The 3,706-nt window shown below is 72.0% G+C and carries 5 protein-coding genes; 1 reads left to right on the top strand and 4 read right to left on the bottom strand.

The genetic code is table 11. From position 1 onward, the window contains the following. Positions 1 to 121 precede the first annotated feature (121 nt). Together H4N64_RS43855 and H4N64_RS43860 are read right to left on the bottom strand one after the other, a co-directional pair. Positions 122 to 1,036, bottom strand: coding sequence for a DNA-3-methyladenine glycosylase family protein (locus H4N64_RS43855; RefSeq protein WP_186288216.1), 915 nt, complete (start codon positions 1,034 to 1,036; stop codon positions 122 to 124). 71 nt (positions 1,037 to 1,107) lie between these two features. Further along, the gene (locus tag H4N64_RS43860; protein ID WP_186288217.1) at positions 1,108 to 1,404 is read right to left on the bottom strand and encodes a hypothetical protein; all 297 of its coding nucleotides are present in this window, start codon (positions 1,402 to 1,404) and stop codon (positions 1,108 to 1,110) included. 169 nt (positions 1,405 to 1,573) lie between these two features. Here H4N64_RS43860 and H4N64_RS43865 point away from each other — a divergent pair, with 169 nt between their 5' ends. Further along, on the top strand, positions 1,574 to 1,939 hold the full coding sequence (locus H4N64_RS43865) for a nuclear transport factor 2 family protein (protein WP_186288218.1): 366 nt from the start codon (positions 1,574 to 1,576) through the stop codon (positions 1,937 to 1,939). 108 nt (positions 1,940 to 2,047) lie between these two features. Here the strand turns inward: H4N64_RS43865 and H4N64_RS43870 are convergent, their stop codons facing one another. Both H4N64_RS43870 and H4N64_RS43875 read right to left on the bottom strand, forming a co-directional pair. Continuing rightward, positions 2,048 to 2,998 carry a CU044_5270 family protein gene (locus H4N64_RS43870; RefSeq protein WP_186288219.1) on the bottom strand — a complete coding sequence of 317 codons (951 nt, stop codon included), beginning with the start codon at positions 2,996 to 2,998 and terminating at the stop codon, positions 2,048 to 2,050. Further along, a complete protein-coding gene (locus H4N64_RS43875) occupies positions 2,991 to 3,524 on the bottom strand; it encodes an RNA polymerase sigma factor (protein WP_186288220.1) in 534 nt (177 codons plus the stop codon). Before H4N64_RS43875 ends, H4N64_RS43870 begins: the two co-directional genes overlap by 8 nt. Between the last annotated feature and the right edge of the window lie 182 nt (positions 3,525 to 3,706).

Consider the following 3,706-nt stretch of genomic DNA (forward strand, 5'->3'; position numbering starts at 1 on the left):
CCCGCGGGAGGTCGTTCGAGCGTGGGGGAGTCGGCAACCGACGACAACGCCGCTGGGGGTCCCCCCTCTGGGGGTGTGCGTGCCAGGGCCCGCGACGCCGGCATGATCCGCCGGACAGGCCCTAGCGGAACGGTCCCGCGTGGGGTGTGCGGGGACCACGGCGTGGGGCCGCGCCGGGGCTGAGTTCGAGCAGGCGGACGACCCGGTAACGGTGTGGGCGGAAGGGCTCGTAGAAGGGCTCGACCTCGTCGTCGTCCAGGGGGCGGCCGAGGAGGGCCATGCCCGTCATGGTGCCGAGGTGGTAGTCGCCCAGGGGCAGGGCGTCCGCGTCGCCCAGGGCTCGGTGGCCGACCTGGGCGGCGGTCCAGATTCCGACGCCGGGCAGCTTCGCCATCAGGTCGTAGGCGCGCACCGGGTCACCGGCCGCGCGGTCGAGGCGCGCCGCGTGGCGGGCGGCCTCGATGATGGTGGCGGAACGGTGCAGGTCCACGCCCGCCCGGCGCCATTCCCAGCTCGGGATCGTCCGCCAGGTCTCGGGAGGCAGCGGCAGCCGCATGCCCTCAGGGGCCGGTCCGGGCGGCGCATCGCCGTACTTCCGGATCATGCGGGTGAAGGACGCGGCGGCGTCCAGGCCGACGACGCGTTGTTCGAGTACGGCGGGCACAAGGGCCTCGAAGAGGCGTCCGGTGCAGGGGATCCGCAAGCCGGGCAGACGGTGCACGGCACCGCGGAGCACCGGATGCTCCGGCTGGAACAGCTCGGGCCGGTCGCCTTCGCCCAGTTCGCGGCGGACGGAGTCGGCGAGGTCGGCCGCTCCGGGTCCCCAGGCGTCGATGCTGAGGTCGTCCAGGCGCCGCTGGCGGATGCGGTAGGTGACCGGGCCGGACGCGGTCAGCGCGGCGCGCCACACGGTGCCGTCGGGCTCGACCCGGTGCGTGGGGTCGTGGGGGCCTCGGCGCAGGCTCTGCAGGGTCAGGCGGGCGTCCACGGGGAAGCCGGGCCTCCAGTGCACCGACCGGTCCGGTGGCTGCGGCATCGCTCACACGCTCCCAGAGGACATGCCGAGGGCCGCCCGGCTGCGCGGACGGCCCTCGGGGGTGCTACGGGTCAGTACTCGATGCCGGGGACCAGATTCGTGACCGGGGCGACCATGTCGGTGACCTGGTGCAACTGGTTCAGCTCGTGGACCCGGTTGAGCTGGTTCAGCTGCGCGGAGGGCCGCGGGATCTCCGCCTTGTGCTCCTCGGCGATGTCGCTCACGGCGAGCGAGTCGAGCATCCTCATCGGGCTGAGCGAACCGGCGTTGGTGGCCTCCGCCTCGGCCGCGCTCGCCATCGGAGCGGCGAAGCCGGTGGCCGCGGCGGCCAGACCGACGGCGGCGACGATACGTCGTGTTGAGATCATGTTCGGAGCAACGCCGACGGGCCCCCGCCGGACACGGCCCCGGGGCGCGGCTCACCCGTCAGGCGGACCTCGCGGCTGCGCTTGCCGAGCCCGCCGGGGCGGAGGAGCCTCGTAGGAGAGGCCGTCGCGGCCCGCTCCCCCGAGGCCGCGGGCCTTCGAGGAGGTCATCATGGGCACCGCGGCACGCCCCGGCTTCGACACCGAAGCCCTGCGCCGGGGCATCGAGGGAGACACGGCGACGATGCTTCTGTCGCTGTACGCGGACGACGCCGAACTGCGCGTCGTGGACCGCAACACCCAGCCCAGCAGTCCACGGGTCCTGCACGGCCGTGACGAGATCAGCGAGTTGCTGGACGACGTCTACAGCCGCGACATGACCCACAAGCTGGAGCGCTGTGTCGTCGAGGGCGACAAAGTCGCCTTCAGCGAGTCCTGTCAGTACGCCGACGGAGTACGCGTGCTCGCCGAGTCGATGGCGTCCCTGCGGGACGGCAAGATCGTCGAGCAGACGATGATCCAGGCCTGGGACGAGTGAGGGAAGGGAGCCTCGGTCACGGCATCCTGCTCCAGCACCGATGGGCGCGCATGAGCTTCGGCCTGCCGGGCTTCGTGTCCTGCACCCCCGGCGCGACTCGGGGTGTGATCAGCGCATCCAGGCGCTGTACGACATCACGTCGCCGGCCTTGACGCCGTACTCGGACTCCGCCCTCGTGAAGGTGGTCTCCAGGCCGAGTACGGCACCGGTGGCCGGGTCCATGATCAGCATCGTGCGGGTGCCGGACCGGTCGTACACATACGCCTGTCCGCGTCGCCCGAGCCGGTCCGTCACCTGCCCGACGGGCCTGAGCCCCTCGGCGTCCGCGAGAACCCGTGCGAGCGCCGCCGACTGCCGGTCGCCGAGGGTCCAGTGGTCGAGCAACACCTCGACGGCGTCGAGGAGTTCACCGGTGTTCAGCTCGGTCCGGGTGTACGTGGCTTCCCTCAGGTAGGCACGCAGCCGCGCGGGCTCGCTCGGCGGCGGTGACTGCGGCGGGGCGTCGCTCCAACTGGGCGGGTACGTCTGCCTGCTGAGCACCTGACCGTCGTCGACGAGTTCGCCGTCGCCGCTGAGGACGGGTCGGCCCGGGTGCCGCGGGTCGGTCGCCACGACGAGTTCCGAGTGGCTGCCGTCGGCGTTCCACCGCACGACGCGTTCCTCGGGGAGGGTGATCGGGGGCTTGTCGTCGCTCATGCCCAGGCTCCACGACTGCACGTGCGTCCCCCTGCGGAGCCCCGGCACACCGTCGACCGCCTGTGCCCGTTCGGCCAGCGTCTTCAGCGGCACGGAGGTGGAGTCGGCCCGCACCACGAGGGGGCGCGGCGCGGCGAGGGCCGGGGCGGTGGTCTGGCCGGTGAACAGCAGTGCCGAAACGATCGCGGCGACGACTGCCGTGGCGGCCAGGCCCCAAGCCAACCGTGGGCGGCGAGAGGTCCGTTGCCCCATCAGCCGGTTGAGCTGTCGCTCGGCGTGGTGGTCCAGCGGACCGTCGCCGAAGTGGGGGCCGTCGACAGGCACTGGGTTGGCCCGGCGCAGGAGTTCGAGTTCGTCAGCCATGGCTTCGTTCCTTGGACGCGGTCGTGGGGCGGATACGGTCGATCTCCGCTCTCAGTCGGCGGCGGGCCCGGTGCAGCCGCATCGACGCGGCGCGGGTGCCGCAGCCGAGGGCGACGGCGAGGTCGTCGACGCCGAGTTCCTCCCATGCCGTGAGCCGCAGTACCTCCTGGTCCTTGGCAGAGAGCCGGGCGAGCGCCTCGTGCACCCAGGCGCCCGGCGTCTCCGCGTCGGGGCTGTCCACGATCTGCCGACCGCGTGCGGTCTCGTCGTTGCCCAGGCGGTCCACCAGTCGGCGGCGCCGCCCGTAGCCGCGTACCGCGTTCGCCAGGCAGTTGCGTGCCACGCCGTACAACCAGGGCAGCGGGGTCGCCGGAAGGTCGGCACGGCGGCGCCAGGCCACCGTGAACACCTCCGCCACCACTTCCTCGACCTCGTCCGTCCGCCCGTCGAGGCGCCGCGCGACATAGCGGCTGACCGCCCAGTAGTGCTCGCGATAGGCAGCGGCGAAGATCTCGTCGTTGCTCATGTTCCGTTCGTGTCCGGCACCCCCGGGATCGTCACACCCGGGTTCGGTGATTCTTGTCGCCTCGATCGAGTGTGACGTCCCGACCGAGCGCGGACACAGGCGGGTCGTGAGAGATCAAAACGTCACCAGCATCAAGTGGCTGACCACCACCGACCACAAGACGATCGGCACGCTCTATCTGA

Origin of the sequence: Streptomyces cupreus, from assembly GCF_014257025.1 — a bacterium.
In the GTDB taxonomy this organism is placed as follows: Bacteria; Actinomycetota; Actinomycetes; order Streptomycetales; family Streptomycetaceae; genus Streptomyces; species Streptomyces cupreus.

Coding starts and splice junctions, on each gene's coding strand:
- H4N64_RS43860 (WP_186288217.1), bottom strand. CDS start 1,404: ATGATCTCAACACGACGTATCGTCGCCGCCGTCGGTCTGGCCGCCGCG.
- H4N64_RS43870 (WP_186288219.1), bottom strand. CDS start 2,998: ATGGCTGACGAACTCGAACTCCTGCGCCGGGCCAACCCAGTGCCTGTC.
- H4N64_RS43855 (WP_186288216.1), bottom strand. CDS start 1,036: ATGCCGCAGCCACCGGACCGGTCGGTGCACTGGAGGCCCGGCTTCCCC.
- H4N64_RS43875 (WP_186288220.1), bottom strand. CDS start 3,524: ATGAGCAACGACGAGATCTTCGCCGCTGCCTATCGCGAGCACTACTGG.
- H4N64_RS43865 (WP_186288218.1), top strand. CDS start 1,574: ATGGGCACCGCGGCACGCCCCGGCTTCGACACCGAAGCCCTGCGCCGG.